At 52.9% G+C, this 14,699-nt stretch carries 11 protein-coding genes and 1 riboswitch; of the genes, 8 read left to right on the forward strand and 3 right to left on the reverse strand.

What is annotated here, in order from left to right:
- Positions 1-48 precede the first annotated feature (48 nt).
- The 6 genes from HNEAP_RS12140 to HNEAP_RS02490 all read left to right on the forward strand — a co-directional run bounded on the left by HNEAP_RS12140 (position 49) and on the right by HNEAP_RS02490 (position 8,623).
- Positions 49-2,652: a glycosyltransferase gene (locus HNEAP_RS12140; RefSeq protein ID WP_012823382.1), complete on the forward strand. Its 2,604-nt coding sequence runs from the start codon at positions 49-51 to the stop codon at positions 2,650-2,652.
- A gap of 127 nt (positions 2,653-2,779) precedes the next feature.
- Complete coding sequence (gene gmd / locus HNEAP_RS02470; protein WP_012823383.1) at positions 2,780-3,814, forward strand: GDP-mannose 4,6-dehydratase; 1,035 nt, start codon at positions 2,780-2,782, stop codon at positions 3,812-3,814.
- Between the two features lie 50 nt (positions 3,815-3,864).
- Positions 3,865-4,776, forward strand: coding sequence for an NAD-dependent epimerase/dehydratase family protein (locus tag HNEAP_RS02475; protein ID WP_012823384.1), 912 nt, complete (start codon positions 3,865-3,867; stop codon positions 4,774-4,776).
- 71 nt (positions 4,777-4,847) lie between these two features.
- Positions 4,848-5,969, forward strand: coding sequence for a glycosyltransferase family 4 protein (locus tag HNEAP_RS02480; RefSeq protein ID WP_166636016.1), 1,122 nt, complete (start codon positions 4,848-4,850; stop codon positions 5,967-5,969).
- A 9-nt stretch (positions 5,970-5,978) separates the two neighbouring features.
- A complete protein-coding gene (locus HNEAP_RS02485) occupies positions 5,979-7,130 on the forward strand; it encodes a glycosyltransferase (protein ID WP_012823386.1) in 1,152 nt (383 codons plus the stop codon).
- Between the two features lie 89 nt (positions 7,131-7,219).
- Positions 7,220-8,623 carry an undecaprenyl-phosphate glucose phosphotransferase gene (locus HNEAP_RS02490; RefSeq protein ID WP_012823387.1) on the forward strand — a complete coding sequence of 468 codons (1,404 nt, stop codon included), beginning with the start codon at positions 7,220-7,222 and terminating at the stop codon, positions 8,621-8,623.
- Positions 8,624-8,666: 43 nt separating this feature from the next.
- Here the strand turns inward: HNEAP_RS02490 and murU are convergent, their stop codons facing one another.
- The 3 genes from murU to HNEAP_RS02505 form a co-directional block, all read right to left on the reverse strand.
- Entirely contained in the window at positions 8,667-9,365 is a 699-nt protein-coding gene (gene murU, locus HNEAP_RS02495) for an N-acetylmuramate alpha-1-phosphate uridylyltransferase MurU (RefSeq protein WP_012823388.1), read from the reverse strand.
- Positions 9,366-9,387: 22 nt separating this feature from the next.
- Positions 9,388-10,872 (reverse strand): TolC family outer membrane protein, encoded by a 1,485-nt coding sequence (locus tag HNEAP_RS02500; RefSeq protein WP_012823389.1) that lies wholly within the window; start codon positions 10,870-10,872, stop codon positions 9,388-9,390.
- A gap of 260 nt (positions 10,873-11,132) precedes the next feature.
- Positions 11,133-11,798 carry a protein-L-isoaspartate O-methyltransferase family protein gene (locus HNEAP_RS02505; protein WP_012823390.1) on the reverse strand — a complete coding sequence of 222 codons (666 nt, stop codon included), beginning with the start codon at positions 11,796-11,798 and terminating at the stop codon, positions 11,133-11,135.
- 288 nt (positions 11,799-12,086) lie between these two features.
- Positions 12,087-12,193: riboswitch (TPP riboswitch) on the forward strand.
- A 48-nt stretch (positions 12,194-12,241) separates the two neighbouring features.
- Here HNEAP_RS02505 and thiC point away from each other — a divergent pair.
- Entirely contained in the window at positions 12,242-14,131 is a 1,890-nt protein-coding gene (gene thiC, locus HNEAP_RS02510) for a phosphomethylpyrimidine synthase ThiC (protein ID WP_012823391.1), read from the forward strand.
- An 85-nt stretch (positions 14,132-14,216) separates the two neighbouring features.
- Entirely contained in the window at positions 14,217-14,693 is a 477-nt protein-coding gene (locus HNEAP_RS02515) for a peroxiredoxin (protein ID WP_012823392.1), read from the forward strand.
- Positions 14,694-14,699: the final 6 nt, after the last annotated feature.

Below are 14,699 nucleotides of genomic sequence, written 5' to 3' on the forward strand. Positions count from 1 at the left end.
TACTTCGCGCCCCTTTTAAATTTTAGAAATAGTGAATAGGTGATCTAAATGACCACTACTGCCATCTTCACGGTTGTTAGTAATAATTATCTGCATTTTGCAAGAACCTTGCTGAAAAGTGTTGCGGAGCAACACCCAGAGGCGAAGCGTTATTGCGTCATCGTCGATCGAGATTTGAGCCATGCTCATGAATTGAGCGATGAGTTCGAAACGATTCCGATGAGTGCGATCAACCTACCTGATGGCGACAGTTTTTTTTATCAGTACACCGTTCTGGAGTTGAATACGGCAGTAAAGCCATGGGCGATGCAGCATCTTCTAAAAGCTGGTCACGACGAGGTAATCTACATTGACCCGGATATCCGTCTATATCGCCCACTAAATGAAGTGACCGGGTTGTTGCGAAGTGGCAGTGATATTGTTTTAACGCCTCACCTGCTCGAACCTATTCAGGATGATTTTCGCCCAACTGAGCTCGATATTCGCCGTGCAGGCACATATAACCTTGGCTTCTGTGCTGTTCGCAATAGTGGTAACACCCACCGTATGCTTGAGTGGTGGCAGGGTAAGTTGCATCACGACTGTGTCGTAGATGTCGACAAGGGCATTTTCGTTGATCAGAGTTGGATGGACTTGGTGCCAGGTATGTTTGACAACGTGGCCATACTCCGTCACCAAGGTTACAACGTGGCCTATTGGAATGTTGGGGAACGTATATTGAGTGGCGAGGGCGATTCGATTTCGGCAAATGGGGACCCCTTGGTTTTCTTCCACTTTAGTGGCCTTAACCCCGAAAATACGCACTCGGTTTCAAAGCATCAGAATCGCTTTACTTTTAAAAACCTGAATACGGTTGCGCGCTTCTTATTTGAGAATTACGCGAAAGACGTTATCGCCAATGGTATAGGTCATTATAAGGGACTGCCTTACGGCTTTGCTTGCTATGACGATGGTACGGCTATTGAAGGAAGAGAACGTGCTCGCTTCCGAAAAGACCCTGAACTGCAAGCGGAATGTGATGGAAAACCGTTTGCTCACCCAGAGCTACTTAGTTTTGAGTTGTTGCCTGAACTCAATGCTGCTGGAATGATGGGCATCGTTGACCCGGCTTACGAGCATCGAGTGCAGACGTTGTACGAGAGTCTTTTAGGCCGTGCGGCCGATCCTGCTGGGGTGGCTTACTTTGGGCCCCGTATGGGCAGTAAATTTGGTATGGCGCGCTCGGTGTTGGCGGTCGGTATTTCTTCTGAAGCCCGACGCATGCCCGGTTGGCCGGCCCGACTCTTGCGTTTTGCTAACGAAGTGCAATACACCCCTCGTCGCGTCAGGACACTGGCGACGGAACCATTGTCGCGACTATTCGATAAGCTTGGTCGTCATTGGTCCTTCTTTGCCTATCGCCCCCCGCATGCTGTTTCGCAGCGTCGCGCCAAAGGTGCCGCTTCCCAACGCAATGACGATGACGACTCTGGCCCCGTAGTTTCTCGACGAGTGACGGACCAGCCTCTCTTCACTATCAGGAAGTTACCGTGCCCGACTGGTATGAATCTGGTGGGCTATGTAAAGGCAGAATCGGGCGTAGGAGAAGCGGTTCGCTCGTTGGCGCGTGCATGCGAGGCTAGCAGCATCAACTTCTCTCTCTTTGATGTTGGTTATCAGAATTCTAACCGCCAAAGTGATAGTAGCGTTGAAAATAAAGCGGCAAGTCGTCACTTCAAGATAGACATGCTGTATGTCAATGCTGATCAAACCGCCGCGACGGCTCGCCATCTCAAGTCCGCTCGAAGAGAGCGGGCCGACTACACCATCGGTTTCTGGCATTGGGAGCAGCCTGAGTTGCCCATCCGTTACATGAGTGCGTTTGCCCATGTAGATGAGGTATGGGCTCCAACTTCCTTTGTGCAGGATGCGTTGGCATCGGTCTCGCCGGTGCCGGTGTACAAGGTGCCGCACTCTTTGCAGTTGCAGGTTTCTGCTGGTGTAAGGCGTAGCGATTTTGGGTTGCCGGATGACCGGCAGCTTGCGCTGGTCATGTACGATTTCCACTCCTACCAGTACCGAAAGAACCCGCAGGCTGCGGTTGAAGCATTCCGTATCGCGGCGAAGCAGAACCCGAACCTGGGATTGGTGCTCAAGACCATCAATAGTGAACACCACAAGGAGGCCTATGCCGAACTCAAGGAGAGCGTGGCCGACCTGCCCCATGTCTACTTCATTGATGAGTTCTTTTCGCGTCAGAAAACATGGGATCTGCAATCTTGCTGCGATATTCTGCTGTCCTTGCATCGGGCCGAAGGATTTGGACTGGCGCCGGCGGAGATGATGTATCTCGGCAAGCCGGTAATCGCGACGGGCTGGTCCGGCAATATGGACTTCATGACCCATGAAAACTCGATGCCGGTCAAGTATGAGCTCAAGCCGCTTGACGTCGATCTGGGTGCATATCCGGCCGGGCCGTTGTGGGCTGAAGCGGATGTCGAGCACGCGGCGTGGTGTCTGAGCCAGCTAGTTACTCAGCCTGATCTGATGGAACAGATGGGGCGCCGTGCTGCAAAGGATATACAGGCACAACTTAGCCCGACCGCTGTAGGTGAACTCGTCCGTCATCGCTTGCAGGTTCTGGGGCATTGGTACCCGAACCTGCTCGATTGATGGTGCATGTGACAGTTAAATGATTATTAGGGGCAGTTGTGAGGACCTTTGGTTGGCAGCATGACTTTGATCTATATCCCTTCTTCCTGACCTGGGCCGATTAGAATTTCCTGGTGGAGTACGCATTATGAAAACAGTAATCATTACCGGCATCACTGGCCAAGACGGCGCTTATCTTGCTCAGCTTTTGCTTGAGAAGGGCAATGTCGTTTATGGCACTTACCGCCGCACAAGTTCAGTCAACTTTTGGCGAATAGAAGAACTTGGCATCGACAAGCACCCGAATTTGCATCTGGTCGAATTCGATCTGACTGATATGAGCTCTGCAATTCGTTTGCTGCAAACCACGGAGGCAACCGAGGTCTACAATTTGGCTGCTCAGAGCTTCGTGGGCGTTTCCTTCGACCAGCCGGTGACCACTGCGGAGATTACCGGCATTGGGCCGTTGAACCTATTGGAAGCGATCCGGATTGTGAACCCGAAAATTCGCTTTTACCAGGCATCAACTTCCGAAATGTTCGGTAAGGTGCAGGCCATCCCTCAAATCGAAAGCACACCGTTTTATCCACGTAGCCCGTATGGAGTGGCCAAGTTATATGCCCACTGGATGACCATTAATTACCGCGAGAGCTACGGTATCTTTGGTAGCAGCGGCATTCTGTTCAACCATGAGTCTCCGCTTCGTGGGCGTGAGTTTGTTACCCGTAAAATTACCGACAATATCGCCAAAATCAAACTGGGCAAGCAAAACGTGCTGGAATTGGGCAATCTGGATGCAAAACGCGATTGGGGTTATGCCAAGGACTATGTCGAGGGTATGTGGCGCATGCTGCAGGCAGACAAACCGGATACCTATGTGCTGGCAACGAATCGGACAGAGACAGTGCGTGATTTCGTGACGATGGCTTGCAAGGCGGCGGACATCAGTATTGTATGGGAAGGCAAGAACGAGCAAGAGCGCGGTATCGATTCGGCCACCGGTAAGACGATTGTTGCAATCAATCCCAAATTCTATCGCCCGGCTGAAGTCGAGCTTCTGATCGGTAACCCCGAAAAGGCCAAGCGCGAATTGGGTTGGGAGCCAAAAACCACGCTGGAAGAGTTGTGCCGGATGATGGTGGAAGCAGACTTGCGTCGCAATGAAATAGGCTTCTCATTTTAGTCACTCTCGGAGAGGTCTTGTCGGACCTCTTCTAATCTGAGTTTTGTCATATGAATAATGCCTTGGTGACTGGTGCCTCAGGATTCACCGGACGATACATGGTTTCCGCGTTGAAGACGCGCGGCTATCGTGTGGTGGGGTTGGGTAATCCGGACTGCGGGGCGGATTCATGTATTCCCGTAGATTTGACCGATGCTGAAGCGGTTCGGATTGCTATACACCAAGTTCAGCCCACGCATGTCGTTCACTTGGCGGGGATCGCTTTTGTGGGGCATGGCAAGCCAGATGATTTTTATCAAGTAAACCTGTTTGGCACCCTCAACCTTTTGTCGGCACTCGTGGAACTGCCACAACCACCTCGTGTGTTGATCGCCAGTTCAGCCAACATTTATGGCACGCCGAATATCGAAGTCATTGACGAGTCAGTGTGTCCGGCACCCGTAAACCACTACGCAACCAGCAAGTTGGCGATGGAGCACATGGTGCACACCTATTTCGATCGGTGTTCGATTGTGATTGCTCGACCATTCAACTATACGGGCGTCGGGCAGACCGAACAGTTTCTAATCCCGAAAATTGTCGGGCATTTCAAACGCAAGGCGCCAGTGATCGAATTGGGGAACTTGGACGTGAGCCGGGATTTTTCAGATGTTCGAGATACGGTTGATGCCTACGTGGCACTTTTGGAGTCTGATGCGCATTCGCTGGCAGTGAATGTCTGCAGCAGCCGGGCTATCGCTTTGCGTACTGTACTGAGTGAGGTGGGGCGTTTGGCTGGATATGAAATTGAAGTGCGGGTGAACCCCGCCTTTGTCCGTGCGAATGAAATTCCTGTATTGCGTGGAAGCCGTGCGCGTTTGGAGTCGTTGGTGGGACATAGTGTGCCAAGACCATTAGAGGTGACCTTGCAATGGATGTTTATCGAAAGTAGTGATTCCCCTGGTAGTGGATCTGCTTTATGAAGATCCTTTTGAATCTCCATCCACTTGCTCGGGCTGGGGCCGGAATTGCTGTATACACACAGAGACTCCTCATGGAGTTGGTTCACTTCCGTGATTTGGATGAAGTCGCCGGGTTCCTTGGAACGAGGGTTCTTTCCGGTGACGAGTTACGTCTTTGGTTAAGTGGCTTTGATAATCAAACAGAAAAACGAGTAAAGGAAGGCGTGAAATCTTCACCGCTAATGATCGACGCCGTACGCCGCGCCGCACGATCAATTCCAGGTATGTATGAACTCAGGTACCAATTGAGGAATATCGCCAGTCAATTTGCTTTAAACAAGTTCGCCCAAGCGGGTTTTATTTATCATGAGCCGAATTACATACCCACTAGATATTCGGGTAAGCAGGTAATAGCCGTTCATGATTTGTCCCATATTCGATATCCAGATTTCCATCCGGCGGAACGTGTGGCATTTCTCAATCGTCATCTCAAACGGGCGATTGGTTTAGCAGATTTTGTCCTGACTGACTCGGTGTTTGTGAAGGATGAGATTCTTGATGTATTTCCTGTGTCCGGTGAAAAAATTGTTGTCACCCACCTTGGGGTTGATGAGGCTTTTCATCCTCGACCGGAAGTAGAAACTCTGAATACCTTGCGTCAATTTAATTTGAGCTATCGTGGTTTTGTCCTGTCGGTTGGGACTTTGGAGCCACGAAAAAACCTGGAAAGGTTGTTGAACGCCTACGGTGCGTTGCCCGAAGGCGTTCGCCGCGATTACCCCTTGGTCTTGGCTGGCGGCGGTGGTTGGAATGATTCTGACTTGCAACGTCAGATTCAACAGATGGAGCGACGCGGGGAGGTGATCCGGACGGGGTATTTGCCCCGTTCCCAACTTCTGGATTTGTATGCCTCGGCTGCTGTGTTTGCATACCCTTCCATATACGAAGGGTTTGGTCTGCCTGTTCTGGAAGGGTTCGCCAGTGGAACGCCAGTCTTGACGTCGAATGTGACTTCCATGCCAGAGGTCTCCGGGGGGGCGGCTCTGGAGGTGAATCCGCTTTCAGTGGATGAAATTCGCCATGGGCTATTCAGTCTTTTGGATGATTCCTCCTTGAGGTCTCGATATATGCAACTTGGTTTGGAGCGTGTCCAAGCGTTTACTTGGGCTAAATGCGCCGAGCAGACAATGGCCGTTTACAAACAGCTTGGCTAAGGTGAATACGTGACTATTCGTGTTCTTCACTTCGGTAAATTCGCATTCGAACGCGCGGGTGGCATAGAGCGGCATGTTGAAGTTTTGGCGCGTGCGCAAGCCGCGCAGGGTGCTGATGTCATCGTTCTGGCCTATACCCTGGATGCGGACGCAAACTCTCGTCGAGTTGATGGGGTTCAAATTGAGCCAGTTTTTGTGCGCGCCCGTTTTTCCAGCCAACCGCTTGCGCTGGGATTGATTCTACGTGCCCGGCAGTTAGCCAGAGAAAAACCTTTCGATATCGTGCATCAGCATTGGCCGGACCCTTTTGCGCATCTCGTAGCCAGCCTGATTCCCGGCAGCCCCGCATGGGTGGTGAGCTGGCATAGCGATATTGTGAAACAACGTTTCCTCGGGCCGATATATCGGGCGTTGGCCCCCATATTCTTTTGTAAACCTGATGCGGTGATCGGCGCTACAAAGACGCATATGGCCTCCGCGCAAATTGATATCTTTGCCGATACTGCGCATCGTCATGTGATTCCATATGGAATCGATCCTGCGCCATTCGAACTGGCACCGAGCGTCAGCAACTCAGTTGCGGCGCTTCGTACCCGCTATGCAGGACGCCCCATTGTGTTCGCCTTGGGGCGACATGTTTATTACAAGGGCTTTGATGTGCTGATCCGAGCCATGAGTCGAGTGCCTGCCGTCCTGCTACTTGGCGGTGGCGGGCCGTTGACGCCGGAGCTGACGCAATTGGCCGAACGCCTTTCGACCGAATCTGCGGGGCAGGTGGTATTCGTCGGTTCGATACCAGATGCAGAGCTACCGGTTTACTACCATGCCTGCGATATATTCTGTTTGCCTTCGGTGGCAACGACAGAGGCATTTGGTATTGTTCAGACCGAAGCGATGCTGTGTGGGAAGCCAATCGTGAATACGAATTTGGGTACCGGGGTGAATGAGGTGGCGCCTCAAGGTGTGTGTGCACTGACTGTGCAACCGGAAGATGACGAAGCCTTGGCGCAAGCTTTGAATTTGCTTATCGAGTCGCCAGAGTATGCACAGGCGCTGGGCGATGTTGGTCGAGAACGTGCCCTGGACCATTACAACGTTGAACGGATGGCCGTGGATACTCTAGCTCTGTATGCTTCATTGACGGGCAATCGTGACCATTAAGGTTAGAAACCGCTCTCGATGGTGCTTTCCTTGCGTGGTTAAGTGTTTATATTGGGTAATTGCTTAAACTGTTAGGTTCTCTTCAATTTATGTCCACCGCGCTTTTACGCTCACGTTCGGCTTTGATCTCGGCGGTCACGCGCACTTTGGATGTGCTGTTGGTCGGATTGGGGGGCTTGTTCGCGTTTTGGCTGCGTTTTGGTGGAGAAGTTTCCCATCTGCCTGCCACCTATGGCACCTTGATGGTGATCGGCGGCCTGCTCGTGGCTTTGGTATTCCCATTGCTGGGTGTGTACGACTCGTGGCGCGCAAGAGGCTTGGCTTCTCCCGCCCTACGTGTGGTGGGCGTTTGGTCGTTGGTGTTGATGATCCTGATGATTTCACTGGTTTTGGTGAAGGAAGCGGAGACCTTCTCACGGCTCTGGTTAGCCCAATGGTGGCTAGTCAGCGGCTTGGCATTGGCTATCGAACGGGTGGCGGTCTACTTCGTTTTACGCGGGCTACGCCAGCGAGGGTTGAACCATCGTAAAGCGGTGGTTGTGGGCTGCGGCCCTCAGGCGTTGAATTTGATCAACCGCGCAGAAAAGGAAGGCTGGGCAGGTTTTGACGTGGTGCGTGTTTTTGGCGAACGCCCTGATGATACCGGTATCGCCGGGCATGAGATTCATCCGCTGAACGAGTTGTTCGATTACGTATCCTCGCATCAGATCGATGAGGTGTGGATCGCGGTTCCGCTGGATCAAAGTCAGCAGCTCAAAAGCGTGCTGGAGAACTTGCGATTCTCAACCGCCAATGTGCGTTTTGTGCCGGATTTGTTCGGCCTGTTTTTAATCAATCATGGCGTGTCTGAGATTATGGATGTGCCGATGATCGATTTATCGGCTTCACCTATGACCGGGGCGAATCGATTAGTGAAAGGCGTTGAAGATCGAGTATTTTCCTTATTGATTTTGCTGCTCATCAGCCCGTTGTTTTTGGTGATTGCCTTGGGGGTAAAGCTCAGTTCCAAGGGGCCAGTGTTATACAAACAGAAACGCCACGGTTGGGATGGACAACCCTTCAATATTTATAAATTCCGTAGCATGAAAGATGGCGCGGACGAGGAAGGGGATGTTCCCCAGGCTGTGAAGGGCGATGGTCGAGTAACCCGCTTCGGTGCCTTTTTGCGAAGGACGAGTCTGGATGAGCTGCCGCAATTCATTAATGTGCTGCAAGGGCGGATGTCCATTGTTGGCCCGCGTCCGCATGCCGTTGAGCACAACGAGCTGTATAAATCGCAAATTGCCGGGTACATGCTTCGCCACAAGGTGAAGCCGGGCATCACGGGCTGGGCGCAGGTCAATGGTTGGCGGGGCGAAACGGACACCCTGGATAAAATGCAAAAGCGCATTGAGTATGACCTGTATTATATCGAGCACTGGTCATTGGCATTTGATTTGAAAATCATATTTCTGACGGTGTTTCGTGGGTTTGTTCACAAAAACGCGTATTAGCGTTTGAGCTATCCCACTTATCTGGTCTTCATCTGAGATTTGATTACTCGGCCTGTTGCAGCCTCTCCAGAGTGCCGACATCAATCCACGCCCCCGTAAAGAGCAGGCCCTGACCACGCCGAGCTGCGATTTTTTCCTTTAGCAGCGTGCCGAGCGCACGCCGTCCTTCCGGCAATCCGGAAAACATCGATTTTTTATAGAGGCCAATGCCTGCATAGGTTAGGCACTCACCCGTCTCTGTCGTGTGCGCTTCACATAATTCCAGTCGTTGTTGATTAAGCGCAAAATCGCCCTTGGGGTGATGTTCGGGATTGGTGACCATCAACAGTCGAAAATCGATTTCAGGGCTGAGCGTGTGATTGAGCAATTCTTCAAATGGAAAGTCGGTGAAGATGTCGCCATTGACGAGGATAAATGTGTCACTGAGCAAGGGTAGGGCATGGCGAATGCCGCCGGCGGTTTCCAGATTCTCGCTCAGGTGGTTTTCCCATGAGAAGTGTAGGCGAACGTTCCAGCGGTCTCCGTCACCCAATGCGGCAGGAATTTGCTCGGCCAGATGATTGAGGTTGATGACGATGTCGGTGATCCCCGCCGCCACCAGCCGTTCTATGTGATGAACGATGAGCGGTTTGCCTTGCACGGGGATCAGCGGCTTGGGGGTGTGGTCGGTGAGCGGCCGGAGGCGTTCACCCCGCCCAGCGGCAAGGATCATGGCGCGAACGGGATGAGTGGCGGCGGGCATGGGTGTTCGGATAACTCAGATTTTAGTGTTGATCTGCCGCTTTGGACTCGACCGTTTTCGCCGCACGTTGGATGACGCGCTCGATCATTTGCTGTTGCGATTTTGAGCTTTCGTTCCCGCTGTTCATTAGTGGTGCAATTAAGGCGTTGATTTTGCCCGGCACAAGCTGGGCATTGACGGCTTTGATGTCATCGAGTGAAAGCTGACCGGTATCGCCTTTGAGTTTCAGGTAGTTCGTGAGGTAGCTGTAGCGGGCGTTCAGGAAGTTTGCCATGGCACTGAACACTTGAATCTGCGCATTGAGCACATCAACGATGGTGCGGGTTCCAACCTGATAACCGGCTTCAGTCGCCGCCAAGCTGGTGCGGGCAGACTCGACCGATTGTCCGTACGCGGTGATTTCGCTGATGCTGGTGATTACGCCGCGATAATCGTTGGCCGTGCCCTGTTGCACGGTACGGCGCAGGTTTTCGATCTCGTTCTGGGCCTGCTGATATTGGTAGGCAGCCTGGCGTGACTTGGCATTGATCCGACCGCCGTTATAGAGCGGCACGGAGACCTGCAACCCAATGCTGGCAGCAACGTTGCTGGATTCACTGCCATTGAACTGGCTGGGTGTGCTGTTGTAGCCGTATTGCCCGGTCAGATCGACCGTGGGCATGCGTGCTGCGCGGTTGATGGCGATATTTTCCTGGCTGATCTGGCCACCGATTTGGGCGCTTTGGAGCGAAATGTTCTGCTTGGCTGCCAGCGTGACCCAATCATTGGAATTCGCCGGATCCGGGCGAGGCGTCGAAAGGTTTGTCCGCACATCGTCGAGCTCGGTGGGCTCTTTGCCGGTGATGGTCGCCAAGGCGGATTGAGCATTCTCAAGCGCATTTCGAGCGGTGATGATGTCGGCATTGGCCTTGTCGTAATTGGCTTGCGCATTGGCGACATCGGTTACGGCGACCAAACCGACTTCGTAGCGTTTTTGCGCTTGAGCCAATTGGTTTTTGAATGCTGTTTGACTGGCAATAGCCAGTTGTAGGCTGGCATTGGCTTGCAGCACGGCGAAGTAGGCCGTGCTGGCACGCAAAAGCAGATCTTGCTGGGCGGCTGCAAAGTCGAGATCGGCTTGCTTGGCCTGAAGATCGGCAATGCCGAGATTGAGGTTATCGATCCGGTTGTAAATGACCTGGTTCAGGCTTAATCCCAAGGTGCGGCCACTGCCTTCAATCACGGTAGGTGCATTGGGAATGCCGTTTGATTTGATCTCGGTTCGTTTGTAATCCAAACCCGCACTGGCGCCAATTTGCGGAAGCAGGTTTGATCGTGCAATGGGGGTGTTTTCCTGAATGGACAACCGTTTCTGCTGGGCGGCAAGCAGCGTTTGATCGTTCTGTTCCGCGAGTGTCACGATTTCCATCAGGTTGGCTGAAAGAGCGGGCGTGCCGTACGCACCGACGACCATAAGCATTGCCAGTACGGTTTGTTTCAACCGCTGGGATTGAGGGTGACTCTTCATGATTAATTCCTCGTCATATTATTAGCCAGCTATCAGTACACTAGCTCAAAGAGCGCCCAAATGGGTAGGTATTCTCTGTGCGAATGCAGAAATCCATCATGCTTCAGGTGTGACCCGGTAAATTCCACAATACCCCCCTTTTTTTCAAAGGGAGTAGATCAACCCAGTTTCAAGCATAGACACATCCTCTTTGTAAGAGGGGGAACGAGGGGGATTTTGCATGGTTCCCATTGATAAGTGATGCCGAATCCGGTTTGAACTCACGCAAACGAGAACTGCGGTTTGGGTTCGGCACCCTTGAGATAGCGTGTGTGTGTTTCAAACAGGTTTTGTGTATCGAATTGATCGTTCGCTTGGCGCGTTATCATGATGCCGGACATGTTCTGTTCCGAGCCGACGATGGCAAACAACCGGCCACCGACATTGAGCTGTTGCCGATAGGATTCGGGAATGCGTTGTACGGCTCCGGTCAGAACGATCACGTCAAAGCGTTCGTTGCTGGCCCAGCCGTTGACGGCATCACCGGTCTCGAGCACCACCCGATCAATATTCAGCTCGGCGAGTTTTTCTGCGGCCGATTGGGTGAAGTCGGGGTGAATATCCACGCTGTGAACGCTTTGTCCCAAATGAGCCAGGCAGGCGGTGAAAAATCCGCTACCTGTGCCGATTTCCAGAACGCGTTCGTTGGGTGCTACGGCCAACGATTGCAGGATTCGGCCTTCGACGACCGGTGGCAACATGGTTTCACCGTGGCCGATCGGCAGCGCTGTGTCTGAGAAGGCGAATTGACGCTGTTCAGCAGGCACAAACTGTTCGCGAGGGATCTTGAACAGAGTGTCGAGTACCCGTTTGTCCAGTACATCCCAGGGGCGAATTTGTTGCTCAACCATATTGAAGCGGGCGCGTTCAGTATCAAAAGCCATCATGCGGGAAAATCCTGTCAATTATTGCCTGTCGAATAATGCTTGGGTTCAATACCGTAGGAAACCCTTCGGATCGAATGATCAATCAGCCCGCCAATATACCGAATGCGGACGGCTATGACCATGATTATGGCCGGGTGAATTGGGTGCGCATGCTGATTGGCGACTGTACCGGATTCTGCGTGCTTCCCTGTAGGCGCTACGTGACTCATCGATCACGATATTCCGTCGCACGGGCAAATACCCTGCTAATCAAGTTGGACTTTTGGCCTCGCCTGATATACGTTCTCTTCCATCGACTGGGGGTGCGGCACGTTTTAATTTTAGTGTGTCGCTGAGAGAGTCCCTTGGAACCTGATCCGGCTTGCACCGGCGGAGGGAAGTCGGCCGTTAAGTCCCGTGCCGTTCCGCCTGCAAGTCACTCATTCATTTATGTGGGGTTTGACATGAGCGCAGTGCCGAATGATTTTTTAGCTAAAACGGCCGGGTTGTCCGAATCGGTCATCGCACCGTTTCCGGCCAGTGCCAAAATTTACCAGACAGGTTCGCGCCCAGACATTCGCGTGCCGATGCGTGAGGTTACTTTAACGCCGACCCGCAGTGATCGCGGCGTGGAAATCAATCCGCCGATCACGATTTACGATACCTCCGGCCCGTACACCGACCCTGCGGTCAAAATTGACCTGCTCAAGGGGTTAGAGCCTCTGCGCGAGAGCTGGATTGCCGAGCGTGCCGATACCGAAACGCTCAGCGGCCCGTCGTCTGATTATGGTTTGGCGCGTTTGAATGATCCTAAAACCGCTGGCTTGCGTTTCGGTCATATCCGCACACCCATCAAGGCGAAAGCGGGCAAAAACGTCTCGCAGATGCATTACGCCCGCCAAGGCATCATCACGCCTGAAATGGAATTCGTGGCAATCCGCGAAAACAACCGCCTGCAAGAAATGCGTGCCGATCCGCGCTACAAAGCGCTGCTGCGTCAGCACAAGGGCGAGTCTTTCGGAGCATCCATTCCCGATGTCATCACGCCGGAGTTTGTGCGCGACGAGATCGCCCGTGGCCGCGCCATTATCCCGGCGAACATCAATCACCCCGAAATCGAGCCGATGATTATCGGGCGGAATTTTCGCACCAAAATCAACGGCAATCTGGGCAATTCCGCCACCACTTCCGGTATCGCCGAAGAAGTCGAAAAGATGGTCTGGGGCATTCGCTGGGGCGCGGATACCATCATGGATTTGTCCACCGGCAAGAACATCCACGAAACCCGCGAATGGATTTTGCGCAATGCACCCGTGCCGATCGGCACCGTGCCGATTTATCAGGCATTGGAAAAGGTCAACGGCAAGGCCGAAGACCTAACTTGGGAGATTTTCCGCGATACCTTGATCGAACAGGCGGAGCAGGGCGTGGATTACTTCACCATCCACGCCGGTGTGCTGCTGCGCTATGTGCCGCTGACGGCCGAGCGTGTGACGGGCATTGTGTCCCGTGGTGGCTCGATCATGGCCAAATGGTGCCTGGCGCATCATCAAGAGAGCTTTTTGTACACGCATTTCGAAGAGATTTGCGAGATTATGAAAGCCTACGATGTTTCATTCTCATTGGGCGATGGCCTGCGCCCCGGCTGCCTTGCTGATGCGAACGATGCGGCGCAGTTCGGCGAACTGCAAACGCTGGGCGAGCTGACCAAAATCGCTTGGGAACACGATGTGCAGGTAATGATCGAAGGCCCCGGCCACGTGCCGTTGCAGATGATCAAAGAGAACATGGACAAAGAGCTGGCCGATTGCTACGAGGCGCCGTTTTATACCTTGGGCCCGCTGGTCACCGACATCGCGCCCGGATATGACCACATCACCAGTGGCATCGGCGCGGCGAACATCGGTTGGTACGGTACCGCTATGCTGTGCTATGTCACGCCAAAAGAGCATCTGGGCTTGCCGGATAAAGACGACGTGCGCGAAGGCGTGATTACTTACAAGATCGCCGCCCACGCTTCCGATTTGGCCAAGGGGTTTCCCGGCGCGCAGGTGCGCGACAACGCTCTATCCAAGGCGCGTTTTGAATTCCGTTGGGCCGACCAGTTCAATCTGGGTCTCGATCCGGAGCGCGCGCGTGAATACCACGATGAAACTTTGCCAGCCGAAGCGCACAAGGTGGCGCATTTTTGCTCAATGTGCGGCCCGCATTTCTGCTCGATGAAAATCACCCAAGATGTGCGTGACTACGCAGAAACACTGGGTGTCGACGAGATCGAAGCCATCAAAAAAGGCATGGAAGAAAAGTCGATTGAATTTGTGAAAAAAGGCGCCGAGGTGTACGGTCGCATCTGATCGCATGCTGTGAAATGTGCTTATACCCGCATTCAATCGGATGCGGGTTTTTTCTGTAAAAGCGAAATGTAAGGGAGATTGAGCCATGATTGAAGTGGGACAAAAACTGCCGGAAGCGACCTTGTATCATCGCGGTGAACAGGGGTTGAACGGTTGTTCCGTAACGGAAATGACGGCTGCACAACGTATTGTACTGTTTGCCGTGCCGGGGGCTTTTACCCCCACCTGTTCGGACGCGCATGTACCGGGCTTTATGGTGCTCAATGACGCGATACGGGCTAAGGGCATCGATAATATTTTTTGCGTTGCGGTCAATGATCCTTTCGTCATGAAATTCTGGGGTGAACACCTGAACGTGGGTGACGCGATTCGCATGATTTCTGACGGTAATGGTATGTTCACGCGCGCCTTGGGTATGGAACGTGACATGAGCAATGGTGCCATGGGCATACGCTCCAAGCGCTACGCGATGATCCTGAACAATGGCGTTGTCGAATGGCTTGGCGTAGACGAATCAGGACTTGCCAATTCATCCGCCGAGGCGGTTTTGGGCGCGCTGTAAGCCTAT

The sequence above is a fragment of the Halothiobacillus neapolitanus c2 genome, assembly GCF_000024765.1.
GTDB lineage: Bacteria > Pseudomonadota > Gammaproteobacteria > Halothiobacillales > Halothiobacillaceae > Halothiobacillus > Halothiobacillus neapolitanus.

Excerpts from the sequence above, each read along its gene's own strand:
- HNEAP_RS02515 (WP_012823392.1), top strand. The coding sequence starts at position 14,217 with ATGATTGAAGTGGGACAAAAACTGCCGGAAGCGACCTTGTATCATCGC.
- HNEAP_RS12140 (WP_012823382.1), top strand. The coding sequence starts at position 49 with ATGACCACTACTGCCATCTTCACGGTTGTTAGTAATAATTATCTGCAT.
- HNEAP_RS02505 (WP_012823390.1), bottom strand. The coding sequence starts at position 11,798 with ATGATGGCTTTTGATACTGAACGCGCCCGCTTCAATATGGTTGAGCAA.
- HNEAP_RS02490 (WP_012823387.1), top strand. The coding sequence starts at position 7,220 with ATGTCCACCGCGCTTTTACGCTCACGTTCGGCTTTGATCTCGGCGGTC.
- HNEAP_RS02500 (WP_012823389.1), bottom strand. The coding sequence starts at position 10,872 with ATGAAGAGTCACCCTCAATCCCAGCGGTTGAAACAAACCGTACTGGCA.
- thiC (WP_012823391.1), top strand. The coding sequence starts at position 12,242 with ATGAGCGCAGTGCCGAATGATTTTTTAGCTAAAACGGCCGGGTTGTCC.
- HNEAP_RS02480 (WP_166636016.1), top strand. The coding sequence starts at position 4,848 with ATGGAGTTGGTTCACTTCCGTGATTTGGATGAAGTCGCCGGGTTCCTT.
- gmd (WP_012823383.1), top strand. The coding sequence starts at position 2,780 with ATGAAAACAGTAATCATTACCGGCATCACTGGCCAAGACGGCGCTTAT.
- HNEAP_RS02475 (WP_012823384.1), top strand. The coding sequence starts at position 3,865 with ATGAATAATGCCTTGGTGACTGGTGCCTCAGGATTCACCGGACGATAC.
- murU (WP_012823388.1), bottom strand. The coding sequence starts at position 9,365 with ATGCCCGCCGCCACTCATCCCGTTCGCGCCATGATCCTTGCCGCTGGG.